This window comes from Duganella hordei (assembly GCF_040369125.1).
GTDB lineage: Bacteria > Pseudomonadota > Gammaproteobacteria > Burkholderiales > Burkholderiaceae_D > Rugamonas > Rugamonas hordei.
In genome coordinates, this window is record NZ_BPWI01000004.1 from 139,647 (window position 1) to 155,333 (window position 15,687).

At 62.6% G+C, this 15,687-nt stretch carries 16 protein-coding genes; 4 read left to right on the forward strand and 12 right to left on the reverse strand.

Translation table 11 applies throughout. The features are described from left to right. Nucleotides 1-140 precede the first annotated feature (140 nt). A complete protein-coding gene (locus ABWW33_RS11200) occupies nucleotides 141-2,486 on the reverse strand; it encodes a YgiQ family radical SAM protein (protein WP_176653405.1) in 2,346 nt (781 codons plus the stop codon). 158 nt (nucleotides 2,487-2,644) lie between these two features. On the opposite strand from ABWW33_RS11200, the gene ABWW33_RS11205 reads away from it, so the two are divergent. Then, complete coding sequence (locus ABWW33_RS11205) at nucleotides 2,645-3,154, forward strand: DUF1269 domain-containing protein (protein WP_353401570.1); 510 nt, start codon at nucleotides 2,645-2,647, stop codon at nucleotides 3,152-3,154. 45 nt (nucleotides 3,155-3,199) lie between these two features. Here the strand turns inward: ABWW33_RS11205 and ABWW33_RS11210 are convergent, their stop codons facing one another. The 4 genes from ABWW33_RS11210 to ABWW33_RS11225 form a co-directional block, all read right to left on the reverse strand. After that, nucleotides 3,200-3,478 (reverse strand): DUF4404 family protein, encoded by a 279-nt coding sequence (locus ABWW33_RS11210; RefSeq protein WP_176653404.1) that lies wholly within the window; start codon nucleotides 3,476-3,478, stop codon nucleotides 3,200-3,202. Nucleotides 3,479-3,487: 9 nt separating this feature from the next. After that, nucleotides 3,488-3,697 carry a VF530 family protein gene (locus tag ABWW33_RS11215; RefSeq protein WP_176653403.1) on the reverse strand — a complete coding sequence of 70 codons (210 nt, stop codon included), beginning with the start codon at nucleotides 3,695-3,697 and terminating at the stop codon, nucleotides 3,488-3,490. Between the two features lie 86 nt (nucleotides 3,698-3,783). After that, entirely contained in the window at nucleotides 3,784-5,913 is a 2,130-nt protein-coding gene (locus tag ABWW33_RS11220; RefSeq protein ID WP_353401572.1) for a M3 family metallopeptidase, read from the reverse strand. A 3-nt stretch (nucleotides 5,914-5,916) separates the two neighbouring features. Then, a complete protein-coding gene (locus tag ABWW33_RS11225; protein WP_353401574.1) occupies nucleotides 5,917-8,046 on the reverse strand; it encodes a M3 family metallopeptidase in 2,130 nt (709 codons plus the stop codon). A 216-nt stretch (nucleotides 8,047-8,262) separates the two neighbouring features. Here ABWW33_RS11225 and ABWW33_RS11230 point away from each other — a divergent pair, with 216 nt between their 5' ends. Further along, complete coding sequence (locus tag ABWW33_RS11230; RefSeq protein WP_353401576.1) at nucleotides 8,263-8,628, forward strand: MmcQ/YjbR family DNA-binding protein; 366 nt, start codon at nucleotides 8,263-8,265, stop codon at nucleotides 8,626-8,628. A 517-nt stretch (nucleotides 8,629-9,145) separates the two neighbouring features. On the opposite strand, the gene ABWW33_RS11235 is transcribed toward ABWW33_RS11230, so the two are convergent. The 6 genes from ABWW33_RS11235 to ABWW33_RS11260 all read right to left on the reverse strand — a co-directional run bounded on the left by ABWW33_RS11235 (nucleotide 9,146) and on the right by ABWW33_RS11260 (nucleotide 12,126). Then, a complete protein-coding gene (locus ABWW33_RS11235) occupies nucleotides 9,146-9,703 on the reverse strand; it encodes a TMEM175 family protein (protein ID WP_176653399.1) in 558 nt (185 codons plus the stop codon). 279 nt (nucleotides 9,704-9,982) lie between these two features. After that, a complete protein-coding gene (locus ABWW33_RS11240; RefSeq protein ID WP_353401578.1) occupies nucleotides 9,983-10,393 on the reverse strand; it encodes a type II toxin-antitoxin system Phd/YefM family antitoxin in 411 nt (136 codons plus the stop codon). 43 nt (nucleotides 10,394-10,436) lie between these two features. Continuing rightward, entirely contained in the window at nucleotides 10,437-10,931 is a 495-nt protein-coding gene (locus ABWW33_RS11245) for a hypothetical protein (protein ID WP_353401579.1), read from the reverse strand. Next, on the reverse strand, nucleotides 10,928-11,374 hold the full coding sequence (locus tag ABWW33_RS11250; protein ID WP_353401581.1) for an SRPBCC family protein: 447 nt from the start codon (nucleotides 11,372-11,374) through the stop codon (nucleotides 10,928-10,930). The genes ABWW33_RS11245 and ABWW33_RS11250 overlap by 4 nt, the downstream gene beginning before the upstream one ends. Before the next feature lie 96 nt (nucleotides 11,375-11,470). Next, on the reverse strand, nucleotides 11,471-11,881 hold the full coding sequence (locus ABWW33_RS11255; protein ID WP_353401583.1) for a type II toxin-antitoxin system VapC family toxin: 411 nt from the start codon (nucleotides 11,879-11,881) through the stop codon (nucleotides 11,471-11,473). 8 nt (nucleotides 11,882-11,889) lie between these two features. After that, a complete protein-coding gene (locus ABWW33_RS11260) occupies nucleotides 11,890-12,126 on the reverse strand; it encodes a type II toxin-antitoxin system Phd/YefM family antitoxin (protein WP_176653395.1) in 237 nt (78 codons plus the stop codon). 151 nt (nucleotides 12,127-12,277) lie between these two features. On the opposite strand from ABWW33_RS11260, the gene ABWW33_RS11265 reads away from it, so the two are divergent. Further along, on the forward strand, nucleotides 12,278-13,912 hold the full coding sequence (locus ABWW33_RS11265) for a TonB family protein (RefSeq protein ID WP_353401585.1): 1,635 nt from the start codon (nucleotides 12,278-12,280) through the stop codon (nucleotides 13,910-13,912). 13 nt (nucleotides 13,913-13,925) lie between these two features. Here ABWW33_RS11265 and ABWW33_RS11270 read toward each other — a convergent pair whose 3' ends face one another. After that, nucleotides 13,926-15,107, reverse strand: coding sequence for a GGDEF domain-containing protein (locus ABWW33_RS11270; RefSeq protein WP_353401587.1), 1,182 nt, complete (start codon nucleotides 15,105-15,107; stop codon nucleotides 13,926-13,928). Between the two features lie 106 nt (nucleotides 15,108-15,213). Here ABWW33_RS11270 and ABWW33_RS11275 point away from each other — a divergent pair, with 106 nt between their 5' ends. After that, nucleotides 15,214-15,681, forward strand: a complete 468-nt coding sequence (locus ABWW33_RS11275; protein ID WP_353401588.1) for a heme-degrading domain-containing protein — start codon at nucleotides 15,214-15,216, stop codon at nucleotides 15,679-15,681. Nucleotides 15,682-15,687 lie beyond the last annotated feature (6 nt).

The window sequence follows — 15,687 nt, forward strand, 5'->3', positions numbered from 1 at the left end:
ACAAGCGGACTGCGCACATCGCCGGAGCAGGACTGAATTATCCATGCAATTGCGTCGATGGGGGTATTTAACAACATTTCTTTAGGGGAAAAAGCGAAAAAAAAAAGCAGCGAGGATGAAGACCGCTGCTTTTTTTCATGCTACTTGCGTCCGCGCGGTGGCGGCGCGGGGCCGCGGGCCGGCTTCTTGACCTTGATGGTGTCGAGGATGGACGCGCGCGGCTTGGTGTCGAGCGACTGGCGCGCCGTCAGCGAGCCGGTCAGCGCATTGGCGCGCGGACCGCGTTGCTGCGGCTGGGCCGAGGCCACGATGCCGGACTTGGCGCCCTTGGCCGCCGGCGCCGGGCCGGACGGCGTGCGGCGGCTCGGGTCGGACAGGCCGCCTTCGCCGGCGGTCCAGCTCGGGATCAGGTGCTTGTCGCCGTTGCCGATCAGGTCGCCGCGGCCCATGGCCACCAGCGCCTCGCGCAGGATCGGCCAGTTCTCCGGATCCTGATAGCGCAGGAAAGCCTTGTGCGTGCGGCGGATCTTGCCGCTGCGCGCGGTTTCGACGTTTTCCGAATCCTCGGTCACCTTGTGCAAGGGGTTCTTGCGCGTGTGGTACATGGTGGTGGCCATCGCCATCGGCGTCGGCATGAAGGTCTGCACCTGGTCCAGCTTGAAGTTGTTCTTCTTCAGCCACAGCGCCAGGTTCAGCATGTCGAGGTCGGTCGTGCCCGGGTGGGCGGCGATGAAGTACGGGATCAGGTACTGCTTCTTGCCCGCCTCCAGCGAGAAGCGGTCGAACATTTCCTTGAACTCGTCGTAGGCGCCGATGCCCGGCTTCATCATCTTCGACAGCGTGTTCTCTTCGGTGTGCTCGGGCGCGATCTTCAGCAGGCCGCCGACGTGGTGGGTCACCAGTTCCTTCACATACTCCGGCGAACGCACGGCGATGTCGTAGCGCAGGCCCGACGAAATCAGGATCTTCTTCACGCCGGGGATGGCGCGCGCCTTGCGGTACAGCGAGATCAGCTTGCTGTGGTCGGTGCCCAGGTTGACGCAGATCGACGGGTACACGCACGACAGGCGGCGGCACGACTGCTCGATCTTCGGATCCTTGCAGGCCAGCCGGTACATATTGGCGGTCGGGCCGCCGAGGTCGGAAATGGTGCCGGTGAAGCCCTTGGTCTTGTCGCGGATGTGCTCGATCTCGCGCAGGATCGACGGCTCGGAACGGCTCTGGATGATGCGGCCCTCGTGCTCGGTGATCGAGCAGAAGGTGCAACCGCCGAAGCAGCCGCGCATGATGTTGACCGAGAAACGTATCATTTCCCAGGCCGGGATGCGGGCCTTGCCGTACGACGGGTGCGGCGCGCGGGCGTAGTTCATGTCGTAGACGCCGTCCATCTCGTCCATGCGCAGCGGCAGCGGCGGCGGATTGAGCCAGACGTCGCGCTCGCCGTGCGCCTGCACCATGGCGCGGGCGTTGCCGGGATTCGATTCCAGGTGGAACACGCGCGAGGCGTGGGCGTACATCACCGGATCGGTGCTGACGGTTTCATACGAGGGCAGGCGCACCACGGTCTTGTCGTGCTTTTCCCTGGCCATGGCCTGGCGTTCTTCGCGGCTCATGATGCGGATGGTCTTGACCACCTCGACCGGCTTGGGCTCGACCATGCCTTCGTTGACCTCGGCCTCGGCGCCGCCGTTGCTGGTGGCGCAGGACGAGGAATTGGCCTGCACCATCATGTACGGGTCCGGATGGGTGTCGATCTTGCCCGGCACGTCGACCCGGGTGCTGTTGTGCACGCCCCAGTCCTCGCCCGGCAACCAGCCGGCCGGCACCATGAAGGCGGTGCCGCGCAGGTCGCGGATGGACTTGATGTCCTCGCCGGCGGCCATGCGGTGGGTCAGGTCGACCAGCGCGCGCTCGGCGTTGCCGAAGATCAGCAGGTCGGCCTTGGAATCGGTCAGCACCGAGCGGCGTACCTTGTCCGACCAATAGTCGTAGTGGGCGATGCGGCGCAGCGAGGCCTCGATCGAGCCGATGACGACCGGCGTGCCGGGGTAGGCTTCGCGCACGCGCTGGGCGTAGACGGTGACGGCGCGGTCGGGACGCTTGTTCGGCTCGCCGTTGGCGGTGTAGGCGTCGTCGGAGCGGATCTTGCGGTCGGCCGTGTAGCGGTTGACCATCGAGTCCATGTTGCCGGCCGTGATGCCGTAGTACAGGCGCGGCTTGCCGAGCGCGCGGAAGGCGTCGGCCGAGTGCCAGTCCGGCTGGCTGATGATGCCGACGCGGAAGCCTTGCGCCTCCAGCAGGCGGCCGACCAGCGCCATGCCGAAGCTCGGATGGTCGATGTAGGCGTCGCCGGTGACGAGGATGACATCGCACTCGTCCCAGCCGAGCGCGTCCATTTCGGCGCGGGACATCGGCAGGAAAGGCGCCACGGCAGCGCGGGCAGACCGCTTGGGGACGGTCGCAAATAAGTTGGCAGGGGAGTTCATATCGGACAGCATTGTACCGGAAATGCCTCCGTTCCGCTCATGACTATAGGAAAATTTCTTTAGTATTCAAACACTTGAGTGACAATGATGGTAAATCTACATTGCTTTACCCGGCAGCTTTGCTATAACAAATAGATCACCACCGCAGGGAGACCATCATGCGACGCCGACTTTATTTCATGCTGCCCAACATCCAAAGCGCCCGTTCCATGCTGGACGAGTTGCTGCTGGCCCGGATCGAAATCGGCCACATGCGCTTCATGGCCAGGGATGCGCTGCCCGACGACATGCCGGACGTCAGCTTCGTGCAAAAGACCGACCTGGTGCACGGCGCCCAGCTGGGGGTGGTGATCGGCGCGATAGTCGGTCTCGGCGCGGGCGTGTTCCTGACCATGTTCCCGGTCGACGGCATGACCTTGCGCACGGCGGCCATTCTGCTGGTGACTTTGGGTGGGGCGCTGTTCGGCGGCTGGGCCTCCGGCATGAACGCGGCGGCCGTGCCGAACACGCGGCTGCGCCAGTTTGCCGACCGCATCGCGCAGGGCCAGGTACTGTTGATCGTGGACGTGCCGGTGCGGCGCGTTGAAGAAATCGAAGAGATGATCGCCAAGCGTCATCCCGAAATCAGCTTTGGCGGTATGGAACCGCCGATGCTGGCGTTTCCGTAACGCCGGCTGCCCGGGGACTTAGGTTCCCCGGGTCCTTCCTCCGCTTTAAATCCCCATGCTAGACAGGATATTGCCCAGCTCGCGCAGGGCCGGCTCCAGTTGCGGATGCTGTGCCGCGAACTTGGCGGAGATTTCCTGGGTGCGTTCGGCCAGGCCGTAGGTGGTGCTCGGGCCCGGTTCGGCTTCGGCCGCGCGCCGCTCCAGCAGCAGCTTGATGTCGCCGTCCAGCTGCGTCAGCAAATCCTTCAACTCGTCGTCGATCGGACCGGCGCTGGCCAGGTTGCTGCGCAGGGAGCTCAGTGATTCCTTCAGATTGCTGTCCATATTAGTCCCCTAGTCGGTAAATTTCGTGGCCACGTAAAGTTCTTCGACCCTGGCTCTGGCCCACGGTGTCTTGCGCAGGAATTTCAGGCTGGACTTGATGCTGGGATCGCTGATGAAACAATTGATGTCGATCCGCTGGCCCAGCTGGTCCCAACCGTAATGCGCGTGCAAACGGGTGACGATGGCTTCCAGCGTTACGCCGTGCAGTTCGTTGCTCATGTCTTCTATCTTACTCATAAAAAAAGATGCCGGACTCGATTCTTACACAAATCGAGTCCGGCATCTTGTTCGTTGCTCAACCTTGCTTACTTCTCAGTCAGGCCGCGGCGCTCCAGCAGCGGCTCGATGGTGGCATCGCGGCCGCGGAACTTGCGGTACATGTCCATCGCATCCATGGTGCCGCCGCGCGACAGCAGCATCTTGCGGAACCAGTCGCCGTTCTTGCGCAGCATGCCGCCGTGCTCGTTGAACCAGTTGACGGTATCCGCGTCGAGCTTTTCCGACCACAGGTAGCCGTAGTAGCCGGCCGAGTAGCCGCCGGAGAAGACATGCGAGAAGTAGGTCGTGCGGTAGCGCGGCGGCACCGGCGCGTAGTCGACGCCGGCCGCCTTCAGCGATGCCGCCTCGAAGCCCAGCAGGTCGGTCGGGATCTGCGACGCGCCCAGCTGGTGCCATTTCTGGTCCAGCATGGAGGCGGCCAGGTACTCGGTGGTGCGGAAGCCCTCGTTGAATTTCTTCGACGCGATCACCTTGTCCAGCAGCTCCTGCGGCATGGCCGCGCCGGTCTGGTAGTGTTTGGCGTAATTGGCCAGCACTTCAGGCCACACCGACCACATCTCGTTGACCTGCGACGGGAACTCGACGAAATCGCGCGGCACGCGGGTGCCGGAGAAGCGCGGATAGTTCACGTTGGAGAACATGCCGTGCAGCGCATGACCGAACTCGTGGAAGGCGGTGCGCAGCTCATCGTAGGTCAGCAGCGTCGGCTCGCCGGCGTTCGGCTTCGGAATGTTCAGGTGGTTGGCGATGATCGGATGCGTGCCCATCAGCTTGGACTGCGACACGTAGGCATTCATCCAGGCGCCGCCGCGCTTGTTGCTGCGGGCGTAGTAGTCGCCGATGAAGATGGCCAGCTGCTTGCCGTCGGCATCGAACACGTCCCACACGCGCACGTCCGGATCGTAGACCGGCAAGTCCTTGCGTTCCTTGAACGTCAGGCCGTAGACCTTGTTGGCGGCGAAGAAGACGCCGTTGGTCAGCACGTTGTTCAGTTCGAAGTAGGGCTTGAGCTGGTTCTGGTCGAAATTGAAGCGCTCGGCGCGCACCTTGTCGCTGTAGAACGACCAGTCCTGGGCGGCCAACTGGAAGCCGCCGTTTTCCTTGTCGATCACCTGCTGGATCTCGGCGCCTTCCTTCTTCGCGTTGGCGACGGCCGGGCGGGCGAACTCGGACAGCATCTTGTTGACCGCTTCCGGCGTTTGCGCGGTCTGGTCTTCCAGCGAGTAGGCGGCGAAGTTGGGGTAGCCCAGCAGCGCCGCTTTTTCCGCGCGCAGCCTGGCCAGCTTCAGCACGACGTCCGTGTTGTCGAACTTGCCGCCGTGGCTGCCGCGCGCCAGCGAGGCGGCTATCAGGCGTTCGCGCACGGCGCGGTTGGTCAGCACCGCCAGGTTGGCCTGGCCGGTGGTGTTGACGACGGGGATGGCGAACTTGCCTTCCAGGCCGCGCGTCTTGGCGACGGCGGCGGCGGCGTCGATCGCCTTGTCCGACATGCCGGCCAGCTCTTCGCGGGTGTCGACGATCAGCGCCGATGCATTGGCTTCTTCCAGCACGTTCTGCGCGAAGCTGGTCTGCAGCTTGGCCAGCTCGCCGTTCATCGCCTTCAGTTTTTCCTTGTCGGCGTCGGACAGCCTGGCGCCGGCGCGCACGAAGTCGGTGTTGTAGCGCTGCAGCAGGTATTTCGACTCGGCGTCCAGATGCAGCTTGTCGCGCTTGTCGTACAGCGACTTGATGCGCGCATACAGCTTGGCGTTGAGGCGGATCGCGTCGCTGTGCGCCGACAGCTTGGGCGACAGCTCACGCTCCAGCGCCTTGAACGTGTCGTTGGTGTTGGCGCCGGACAGGCTGAAGAACACGGTCGACACGCGCGACAGCAGCTGGCCGGACTTTTCCAGCGCGACGATGGTGTTGTCGAAGGTGGCCGGTTTCGGATTGTTGGCGATGGCCTCGATCTCGGCGGCGTTGATGCGCATGCCTTCGGCGAAGGCCGGCGCGTAGTCTTCGTTCTTGATCTTGTCGAACTGCGGATAGCCCCACTGCAGCGGGCTGACCGTGGCGAACGGATTACTGGCCGGCAGCATCGATGCCGGTTCGGCCGCGTACGCGCTGCCGCAGACGGCCGCCACGGCGGTCGCGATGAAGATATTGGTCTGGTTCATGGATTATTTCCCGGTCAGGCCGCGGCGTTCCAGCAGCGGTTCGATGACGGCGTCGCGGCCGCGGAAGTTGCGGAACAGGTTCATGGCGTCATCGGTGCCGCCGCGCGACAGCAGCTTGGCGCGGAACCAGTCGCCGTTTTCACGCTTCAGGCCGCCTTTTTCCTTGAACCATTCGACGGTGTCGGCGTCCAGTTTTTCCGACCACAGGTAGGCGTAGTAGCCGGCCGAGTAACCGCCGGAGAAGCTGTGCGAGAAATAGGTGGTGCGGTAGCGCGGCGGCACCGGCGCGAAATCGACGCCCATGTCCTTCAGCGATTGCGCTTCAAAGCCCAGCACGTCGGTCGGGATCTGCGCCGGCGTCAGCTGGTGCCAGCGCTGGTCCAGCAGCGAGGCCGACAGGTACTCGGTGGTCAGGAAGCCCTGGTTGAATTTCTTGGTGGCGATGACCTTGTCCAGCAGTTCCTTCGGCATCGGCGCGCCGGTCTTGTAGTGCTTGGCGTAGTTGGCCAGCACTTCCGGCCACACGGCCCACATCTCGTTGACCTGCGACGGATACTCGACGAAGTCGCGCGGCACGTTGGTGCCGGAGAAGCGCGGGTACTTCACATTCGAGAACATGCCGTGCAGCGCATGGCCGAACTCGTGGAAGGCGGTCTTCACTTCGTCGTAGGTCAGCAAGGTCGGCTCGCCTGCGGGCGGCTTGGGAATGTTGAGGTGGTTGGCCACCACCGAATGCGTGCCCAGCAGCGACGATTGCGAGATGTACTCGTTCATCCATGCGCCGCCCTGCTTGTTGCTGCGGGCGTACATGTCGGCCAGGAAGATCGCCAGCTGCTTGCCGTCGGCGTCGAACACGTCGAACACGCGCACGTCCGGGTTGTACACCGGCAGGTCCTTGCGCTCCTTGAACGACAGGCCGTACAGCTTGCCTGCGGCGTAGAACACGCCATTGGTCAGCACGTTGTTCAGTTCGAAGTAGGGCTTGAGCTGGTTCTCGTCCAGCGAGAAGCGCTGCGCGCGCACCTTGTCGGTGTAGAAGGCCCAGTCGGCCGCATCGATCTGGAAGCCGCCTTTTTCCGCATCGACCACCGCTTGCAGGTCGGCCGCTTCTTTCCTGGCGTTGTTGACGGCCGGCTTGGCCAGCTCGCCCAACAGCTTGTTGACGGCGGCGGTGTCGTGCGCGGTCTGGTCTTCCAGCGAGTAGGCGGCGAAGTTGGCATAACCCAACAGCGCGGCTTTCTCGGCGCGCGCCTTGGCGATCTTCAGCACCACGTCGCGGTTGTCGAATTCACCGCCGTGGCTGCCGCGCGCCAGCGACAGGGCCATCAGCTTCTCGCGCACGGCGCGGTCGGTCAGCACGGCCAGCGGCGGCTGGCCGCTGGTGTTGACCACGGCCACCAGGAACTTGCCGTCCATGCCCTTGGCTTTGGCGGCTGCCGCGGCGGCGTCGATGGCGGCGGCGCTCATGCCGGCCAGTTCGGCGCGGGTGTCGACCACCAGCGCCGAGGCGTTGGTTTCCTTCAGCACGTTCTGGGTGAAGGTGGTTTGCAGCATGGCGATGGTGCCGTTGATGGCTTTCAGTTTTTCCTTGTCGGCGGCCGACAGCTTGGCGCCGGCGCGGACGAAATCGGTGTGATAGCGTTCCAGCAGGTGCTTGGACTCGGCGTCGAGCTTGAGCGTGTCGCGCTTGTCGTACAGCGACTGGACGCGGGCGAACAGCTTGGCGTTGAGGAAGATCGTGTCGTTGTGGGCGGCCAGCTTCGGCGACATTTCGCTGTCGATGGCGTCCAGCTTGTCGTTGGTGTTGGCGCCTTGCAGGTTGCTGAAGGTGGTTTGCACGCGGGTCAGCAGCGCGCCGGATTTTTCCATCGCGACGATGGTGTTGTCGAACGTGGCCGGCTTCTTGTTGTTGGCGATGGCGTCGATTTCCTTCAGCTGGATGCGCATGCCCTCGGCGAAGGCCGGCAGGAAGTGCTCGTCCTTGATCTTGTCAAACGCCGGGTAGTGGAACGGCAGCGTGCTGGCGGCGGCCAGCGGATTGCCGGCCAGCGAGGCGGCCGGCGCCGCGAGTACAGTCTGGGAAAACGCCAGGCCGAGAGCGGCCGCGATGACTAGCATTTGAGGACGGGACATGGTTGCATCTTTCAATAAACGCCAAGGAAAAATGCTGACGCGGCGAAGCGCAGCATGGAAGCGCAAGATCATATCAGGGTGATATGGCGGTAGTCACTGGCAAAAAATGCTGCACTGCACTTGATCGGAAAGCAAGACGGTTTTCCGAAGAAAGCTCTGTATTGTTAGTAATTTTACAGCTATGCTGACGTCCCGACGCAACAATCGACCGTAGAAATGAATACCCAACAACTGAAACGCCATTGCCTGCAATTTCCCGGCGCCGTGGAGACGCTGCATGGCGAGCCGTCGAACATCCTGGTCTACAAGGTCGAGGACAAGACCTTCGCGTATTTCAAGACCAGCGAGCCGGAGCGATGGCGTTTCAGCGTGCGCGTCACGCCGGACCGCTTCCTGGAGCTGACCGACATGCCGGGCGTGAAGCCGGCCCGCTACATGGGCCGCTTTCACTGGGTGACCATCGTCGACGTCAGCCAGTTCCCGGCCGACTACCTGGCCGAACTGGTGGCCGGCTCGTACCGCCGCGCGGTGGAGTCGCTGAGCAAGGCCAAACAGAAAGCGCTGGGCGGGACTTCGGCGTAGGATTATGAGGCGCGTCAAAGAGGCTAAATAACGCGCGACGTAGAGTACATGGATTGTCAGGAGGAAATCTGATGAACGCGATCAATCACGAGGAACTGGAAAAGCTCAGGCCACAAATTCTCGCCGCACTGGAAGATCCCAACTAAACTATCTTGCCAGGACCATCCAAGACCTTGCAGAAGCGATAGGAATCGACGAACGTACCTTCGTGCGGACCATGAAATCCGATCCGGAACTTCGAGGTAAATTGAAGCTATACCCCGGCAGGTCGGAAAACGGGGAATTGCTACTCACCACGCGAGATAAATTCTACAAAACCGCACCTTGGCGTGCACAATTTCTCGATATGTTCGCCAACGACCGCGCGTCCCTGGATGATGTGGTCTGAAACGGCGCCATATCTCGAGACGTTGCGCACGTCTGTCCTTCTGATTGTCATCGCCTCGTTCGGCGGGCTGGTGCTATTTGGGCTAAAGATATCCGTCCGAGGCCAGTCGAACTACGAACAAGCGCTAAATTAACGCCGTTCAAATCGACGGTCGGGGATGAACCAGATCGCGGCAACCACAACGTAGATCGCGAAGCCCGCCATCGGTTGCACGCACGACACCGCGATGCCTGCCGCGTACAGCAATGTGGAGAGCTTGCCCTTGCGATCCTTGCCCAGCGCGACCTTCACCGCCTCGTTGTTCGACGCCAGGCACCTTGCCAGAACAAGGTAGGCGACGCTGGACATCAACAACACAAAGCCATAGCAGGCCAGCGGCACGGCGGCGAAATGGTTCTCGCCCATCCAGCCCGTGACGAACGGCACCAGCGACAGCCAGAACAGCAGATGCAGATTGCCCCACAGCGCACCGCCGGTGACCTGGCCGACGGTGTGGATCAGGTGATGGTGGTTGTTCCAGTAAATGCCAACGTAGACAAAGCTCAGCACGTAGCTGAGGAACACCGGCCACAAAGGCTGCAGCGCCGCCCAGTCCGCTCCATGCGGCACCTTCAGCTCCAGCACCATGATGGTGATGATGATGGCGATGACGCCATCGCTGAATGCCTCAAGCCTACCCTTGCCCATGTTTACTCCTCTGTGGAAATGTAGGCCAGCATAACGACGCTGCCGGTTCAATTCAAGTGTGGATGCATCGCCTGTCAGCGCAGGGCCGATTTGACGTCTCGATTGATCAGCCTCCTAGCTGCGCAAGAAGCTGTATGCCCAAGGCAGACAGTAATTCCACTTCGGTCCAACTGCTAAACGCCAAGGCATCGCCAGGACTGGTCATCAAGCGTTCAGCGAGTTGACTGCCGGATTCAGGAAGCAGGAAAGCCATCAAGATACTGGTGTCGATATACCGCATCAGAAGCGGTCCGAATCGCGCATTTTACGTATGAATTCCGCTGCCGGCTCGCCCAGATAACGAATGCCGGCCCGGTGTTCGGTCAAGCTGGGGACATGCTGGCGCGGCGGATCGCTTTTCACGATCTTGACGACTGCTTTTCCACGCTTGGTGATCGTCACCTGCTCACCGCCTTCCACCAACTCGATCAGCTTGCTCAGCTGCGCCTTCGCTTCGGCCAAAGAAAACGTGCACATGAGAACCTCCTGACTATCTGGATGGTCATCAGATCGTAGCACCACATCCTCGCAAGCATCAAGAAAACTGCGCAAACGACTCGGCAAAAAATACCGCTGCACACAAAATTCCATGGAGAATTCCTCCCCTGTAATTGCGTGACCGGCTTGGCGTCGAGGCAGCTTATGCTTCACTGGCATTCCATGTCAGCCATGACCGTACTACAACCTGTGCAATTTAACTTTGCACTTCAAAAATAATGTCGGACCAACCGTTGGCAAATGGAGGCAGGGCGAAATTCTTTAGCAGAGTCTGAAATGAGGTGCGGGATTCTGCAACGGTTCCATAAACACCTCTTTCCGCCAATTCCAGCTCGTCGGCAATGCCATCCAACTCGTAGTAAAGCGACCGCTCCAAGCCTGTCGCGTTCACGATGTGGAGCGCCGACTTTAGATAGCGCCAGAGATTGCCATCTGGCGCGACGGAGGCATGCAAAGTACCAAGCAGCCAATTTCCCGCCTGCTCGCCATCAGCCTCGCCCTGAACGGCGTTGAGATCATCAATCAGCCGTTCGCGTGGTTTATGCCAGGAGACTTCGATGATTTCAAAAGGGGGCGCGTCCATCGCGCCGATCACAGCAAGCGCCCACTCTCTCGCCTCGTCATCGTTGCATATGCCGGCTTCGATACCCACTACAAAATACCTGGCGATGGTGGCGAGAGCAAGCGTCATTCGCGAATCTCGGCCTCGACCAGCTGGCCCAGCAAAACCAACGACTCCTGCCAGCCGAGATAGCACATCTCCGCAGGAATGACCTCCGGTATGCCTTCCTGCACAACCTTCAGCTCGACGCCGCAGAACACTGCCCGCAGTGTCACCGTCGTCTGCATCGTGCCCGGCAGGTTCGGGTCGTCGAATACGGCGGTGTAACGCAGGCGCTCATTCGGCACCAGTTCCAGATATTCGCCGCCGAAGGAGTGGCCGCCGCCGGTAGTGAAGTTGGTGAACGACATCCGATAGCTGCCGCCGACCTTCGCATCCATTTGATGCACCTTGCCGGTGAAGCCATTTGGCGGCAGCCATTTGGCCATCGCGTCGGCGTCCAGGAAGGCGCGGTACACACGCTCCGGCGTAGATTTGAGAACGCGTTGCAGTTGAACAGTATTCGTCGTCATGATTAATCTCCTGAAAAGTAGAGGACCACCCTCTGTATGCTACGACGAACGAGGACAGTAAAAATCGACACTTAACGTCAGCATATCTTTGCCCATCTAGAGCAGGTTGACGGAAATTCCTAGAATATTACCTGCGACGGCCATGCCATGATCCAGCGTGAACACTGTTGCACCATGACCTGCAGCGATGGCAAGGTGTAACGCGTCACCAGCGCGCAGCGCCGTTTGCCAGCCGCTAAGCAGTAACGCGGCATTGCGATGGTCGGCATCAAGCACCGCAAGACGGCGAAATTGCGGCGATACCAACCGCATGTAGACATCGATGACATCCTTCGCCTGCGCATCAGTCAACTGCTTTGTGCGCAACTTTACTCCCAGAGCCGATAGCAATTCGAGCTCGGACCAACTGCTGATGGCCAGAGGCTCCCCTACACTCAGCATGAAGGCTTTCGCGACAGCGCTGTCGGCTTCTGGTGTCAGATAGGCGATCAGGACGCTGGTGTCCACGTATCGCATCAGTAGCGATCGGTATCCCGGAGCCGCCGGATAAAATCGCCCGCCGACTCATCCTGATGGGGAAGGCGCGCCCTTAATTCATCGAGGGTAGGAAATTGCTGCGGAACAGACTTGCTCGCCACGATTTGAGCCACCGGACGGCCGCGCTTGGTGATCGTGACTTCTCCACCCGCCTCCACAAGAGCAATCAGGCGGCTCAATTGGGCTTTGGCCTCGGCTAAGGTAACGGTTTCCATGGTTTCCCTGCTGACTATCTTGATGACCACTTCAGGATATCACGCCTTACCGCTCGCCCAGAACACCGACAACCTGTCTTGGCCGTAATAGACAAATAAATAATTTCACCCTATTCTACCGTTTTCAAATTTGAAACATTAAGGATACGCCATGCCCCGTACCACGACTCCTTTGCGGCTGCTGGCCGCCGCGCTGGGCATTTCCGCATCGTTCGGCCTGAGTGCCGCCGGAGTCGAGCGCACGGCGGCCGTCGCCGATTTCTCCACCTGCGCCAAGCCCGAGTGGCCCAAGGAAGCGCTGCGCAAGGAACAGACCGGCACGGTGACGTTGGCCTTCCTGATCGACGCCGACGGTTCCGTTGGCGATTCCAAGGTCACCAGGTCCAGCGGCTTCCCCTTGCTGGACGAGGCGGCGATAAACGGACTGCGCCGCTGCCATTTCAAGCCCGGGACCGTCGACGGCCGCGCCGCCAGCGCCTGGATGCAGATGCAATATGTCTGGACCATCGAAGGCCCTTCCAAGGTGAAGGTCAATCAGCAGGAGGTGGACCAGTACCGCGCCACCGCGCTGGCCGGCGATCCGGAAGCGCTGTACCTGCTGGCCAAGGCCTACAGCAACGGCGCCCCCAACCAGGCGGTCAGCCTGGCCACGTTCCGCGTGACGCTGGACGAGGGCCTGGCGCAGGCCCAGTTTGAACTGGCCCACCGCCTGTCGACCGGCACCAATGCGCCGCAGGACCACAACGAAGCGGCGGTCTGGGTGCGGAAAGCCGCCGAGGGCGGCCTCTCCGCCGCGCAGTTGAAACTGGGGTCGCTGCACGAATCGGGCACCGGCGTGCCGCGCGACTACGCGATGGCGATGGACTGGTACCGCAAGGCTGCGGCCCAAGGCAACCACGCGGCGGAAAACAATCTCGGCGTCTTGTACGGCAACGGCCGCGGCGTCAAGCAGGACTACGCCGAAGCGGCCGGCTGGTACCGCAAGGCGGCGGAAGGCGGCAATACCTGGGGGCAAGCCAACCTGGGCCGCTACTACCTGTACGGCTATGGCGTGGCGCAGGACACTCAGCAGGCGCAACTGTGGCTGCAGCGCGCGTCGGACAAGCACAACGCCGCCGCCGACGGCGACCTGGCCATGATGTACCTGACCGGGCGCGGCGTGCCGATCAACGACGAGGATGGCATCAAGCACCTGCGTCGCGCGGCGCAGGGCGGCGACGTGCCGTCGCAGATCCGCCTTGGCCTGGCGCTGACGCATGGCGTGCGCGTCGCCGCCGATCCGGTCGAAGGCGTGTCCTGGCAACGCGTGGCGGCCGAGCATGGCAACGCCATGGGGCAGAACAACCTGGGCTATGCCTACGAAACCGGCAGCGGCGTGGCGCAGGACTATGCCAGCGCCCGCGACTGGTATGTGCGCGCCGTGGCGCAGGGCAACGGCGCGGCCCAGGCGGCGCTGGGCGGCCTGTACGAACACGGCCAGGGCGTGGAGAAGGACGTGGTCAAGGCCGCCGGCCTGTACCAAGCCGCCGCCGACCATGGCAACGCGGACGGCATGCATCGCCTGGCGGCGTTGTACGAGGCGGGCCTCGGTGTCGAAAAGAATTTGGCGCTGGCGGCATCGCTGTACGAGAAGGCGGCGGGCCTGGACTTCGAGCCGGCGATGCGACGCCTCAGCGCCGCCTATGCCAAGGGTGAACTGGGCCTGCAGCCAAACACGGGCCTGACCCACATCTGGCAGGAGACGGCCGACCGCCGGGCCGCGCGCGGCGGCTTCGCCTTCCGCTAGTGGACGGTAACCACTAGGCCAGTCCGGCCAGCTCCGGCTGCACGTCCTGCGCATCGAGGGTGCAGCCGCGTCCGAGCGCCTTGGCGCGGTACAGCGCGACGTCGGCGCGCGACAGCATCGCTTCGATGGTGTCGGCGCCGGCCGCGCGCATCGCGAAGCCGGCGCTGTAGGACAGTTCGAAGCCCAGTTGCGGCATGGCGTTGGCCGCCAGCCAGCGGCGCAAGCGCAGGTCGTAGGCCAGCACGGCGGGCGCATCGGCATGGTTGAGCAGCACGCAAAACTCTTCGCCGCCGTAGCGGCCGACCATGTCGCCGGTGCGGCTGACCGCCTGCAGCGCCTGCGCGAACACGCGCAGCGCGCGGTCGCCGGCATCATGGCCGCGCTTGTCGTTGATGAGCTTGAAGTAGTCCAGGTCCAGCATCAGCACGCCGACCGGATTCTGGTAGCGCGCGCCGATGGCCAGGTCGGCCGTGGCCCGTTCCAGCCAGGCACGGCGGTTCAGGGCGCCGGTCAGGCCGTCGACCGTGGCCAGCCGCTGCAGTTCGCGCGCGGCCTCGTCGCGGTGCGCCAGCAGGATGGCCGCCAGCGACAGCACCACCGTCACGTTGGCCACCAGCGCGAACACCAGGTTGACCAGGTGCGGCGCGAAGAAGTTGGGGAAATCGGCGGTGTAGAAGGCGCCCAGCACGCCGCGCCAGGCGGTCACCACCATCTGCGCCAGCAGCGAGATCACCAGCAGCCAGCGCCAGCGCCCGACCGTCACCTGCGGCGCGCGGCACAGCGCGTAGACCACCGTCGCCATCTGCAGCGTCAGCAAGCCGTTCGACCAGCCGACGCGGAAGGCGTAACTGCTGAAGCCGACGCCATAGCCGACCGTCAGCAGCGCGGCGATCACCGCCGGCGCGCGCGCGGTCGCGGCGCGGCCGCACCACAGGTCGAAGGCGGCGGCGTTGAGCGCCATGCCGCCGGCGATGCAGGCCATCGACAGCGTCGACAGCAAACGATCCATCAACGATTGGGGCGGGAACTGGCTCGACAGCAGCAGCAGTACCCAGCCGGCCGTCTGCATCAGGATGCCGGCCTGGGCGCGGTGCGCCGTCTGGTTGACCCGCCCCATAAAGTACGGCAAGGCGGCCGCCATCACCAGCATGTTCAGCGTCATGACGAAGAGCAGGGAGGATACGTCGATATGCATGGATGGCTTGAAAGGTCAGGCGGAATGCGGCTCGCAACGGATCAGTATAGCGTACCAGGCACGTGGTCGGCTAAACTCGCAGCTTGTCACCCACACAGGAACATCGATGGAAAATTACGCGGAACTGCTGGAAACCCTTGCGCAGCAGGAAAAAGAGTTGCAATTTGCCGCCTTCGACAGCGATGCCGCGCTGGCGCTGGGCTTGAAGGTGATCGAGCTGGCCAGGCAGCAGGGCAAGGCCATCACGGTCAATATCACCGTCAACAGCAAGGTCCTGTTCCATCACGCGATGCAGGGTGCGTCGGCCGACCAGGCCGACTGGATACGCCGCAAGAACAATGTGGTGGCGCGCTTCGGCCGCTGCTCGTTCTACATCGGCATCGACCACAAACATCGCGGCGTGGCCTTCGACGAGATCAAGTACCTGGACCCGGTGGACTACGCGGCCAACGGCGGCGCCTTCCCGATCGCCATCAAGGACACCGGCATCATCGGCACGATCACCGTCTCCGGCATGCGCCAGGCGGAAGACCATGCGATGGTGGTGGAAGCGCTGCGCGCGGTGCTGGCCTGAACCAGC

Coding starts and splice junctions, on each gene's coding strand:
- ABWW33_RS11200 (WP_176653405.1), bottom strand. CDS start 2,486: ATGAACTCCCCTGCCAACTTATTTGCGACCGTCCCCAAGCGGTCTGCC.
- ABWW33_RS11205 (WP_353401570.1), top strand. CDS start 2,645: ATGCGACGCCGACTTTATTTCATGCTGCCCAACATCCAAAGCGCCCGT.
- ABWW33_RS11210 (WP_176653404.1), bottom strand. CDS start 3,478: ATGGACAGCAATCTGAAGGAATCACTGAGCTCCCTGCGCAGCAACCTG.
- ABWW33_RS11215 (WP_176653403.1), bottom strand. CDS start 3,697: ATGAGCAACGAACTGCACGGCGTAACGCTGGAAGCCATCGTCACCCGT.
- ABWW33_RS11220 (WP_353401572.1), bottom strand. CDS start 5,913: ATGAACCAGACCAATATCTTCATCGCGACCGCCGTGGCGGCCGTCTGC.
- ABWW33_RS11225 (WP_353401574.1), bottom strand. CDS start 8,046: ATGTCCCGTCCTCAAATGCTAGTCATCGCGGCCGCTCTCGGCCTGGCG.
- ABWW33_RS11230 (WP_353401576.1), top strand. CDS start 8,263: ATGAATACCCAACAACTGAAACGCCATTGCCTGCAATTTCCCGGCGCC.
- ABWW33_RS11235 (WP_176653399.1), bottom strand. CDS start 9,703: ATGGGCAAGGGTAGGCTTGAGGCATTCAGCGATGGCGTCATCGCCATC.
- ABWW33_RS11245 (WP_353401579.1), bottom strand. CDS start 10,931: ATGACGCTTGCTCTCGCCACCATCGCCAGGTATTTTGTAGTGGGTATC.
- ABWW33_RS11250 (WP_353401581.1), bottom strand. CDS start 11,374: ATGACGACGAATACTGTTCAACTGCAACGCGTTCTCAAATCTACGCCG.
- ABWW33_RS11260 (WP_176653395.1), bottom strand. CDS start 12,126: ATGGAAACCGTTACCTTAGCCGAGGCCAAAGCCCAATTGAGCCGCCTG.
- ABWW33_RS11265 (WP_353401585.1), top strand. CDS start 12,278: ATGCCCCGTACCACGACTCCTTTGCGGCTGCTGGCCGCCGCGCTGGGC.
- ABWW33_RS11270 (WP_353401587.1), bottom strand. CDS start 15,107: ATGCATATCGACGTATCCTCCCTGCTCTTCGTCATGACGCTGAACATG.
- ABWW33_RS11275 (WP_353401588.1), top strand. CDS start 15,214: ATGGAAAATTACGCGGAACTGCTGGAAACCCTTGCGCAGCAGGAAAAA.